The organism is Bacillus mexicanus (assembly GCF_050445615.1).
Taxonomy (GTDB): Bacteria; Bacillota; Bacilli; order Bacillales; family Bacillaceae; genus Bacillus; species Bacillus mexicanus.
Map to the genome: position 1 here is coordinate 1 of NZ_JBCEYV010000016.1, position 629 is coordinate 629.

General features: G+C 48.2%; 4 tRNA genes. All 4 read left to right on the forward strand.

What is annotated here, in order from left to right:
* Window positions 1-39 precede the first annotated feature (39 nt).
* The 4 genes from AAGG74_RS23480 (at window position 40) to AAGG74_RS23495 (ending at window position 386) form a co-directional block, all read left to right on the forward strand.
* Window positions 40-125 (forward strand) — tRNA-Leu (locus AAGG74_RS23480).
* 9 nt (window positions 126-134) lie between these two features.
* Window positions 135-211, forward strand: a tRNA-Arg gene (locus AAGG74_RS23485).
* Between the two features lie 15 nt (window positions 212-226).
* A tRNA-Pro gene (locus tag AAGG74_RS23490) sits at window positions 227-303 on the forward strand.
* A gap of 7 nt (window positions 304-310) precedes the next feature.
* A tRNA-Ala gene (locus tag AAGG74_RS23495) sits at window positions 311-386 on the forward strand.
* The last annotated feature ends 243 nt before the right edge of the window (window positions 387-629 follow it).

The window sequence follows — 629 nt, forward strand, 5'->3', positions numbered from 1 at the left end:
GGTTCGAATCCCGTCTTCCGCTCCAACTATACCATCCACGCCGGGGTGGTGGAATTGGCAGACACACAGGACTTAAAATCCTGCGGTAGGTGACTACCGTGCCGGTTCAAGTCCGGCCCTCGGCATTCATTTTTGCGCCCGTAGCTCAATTGGATAGAGCGTTTGACTACGGATCAAAAGGTTAGGGGTTCGACTCCTCTCGGGCGCGCCATTATTGTAATAAAATCGGGAAGTAGCTCAGCTTGGTAGAGCACATGGTTTGGGACCATGGGGTCGCAGGTTCGAATCCTGTCTTCCCGACCATTTTTATGGGGCCTTAGCTCAGCTGGGAGAGCGCCTGCTTTGCACGCAGGAGGTCAGCGGTTCGATCCCGCTAGGCTCCACCAAAAAACAAAAAAAGTTGTTGACTTTGACAAAGTAGCGTTGTATACTAATAGAGTTGCTTTAACAAAGCGAACAAACGAAACAAAATGATCTTTGAAAACTAAACAAGACAAAACGTACCTGTTAATTCAGTTTTAAAAAAAACGCACAGAGATGTGCGTAGTCAGGGGCCTGCACAATGCAGGTCATGCAGATGTTGTCACAGGATGTGATGAACTTAATCTGCGCTCCATTACTTCATGGAG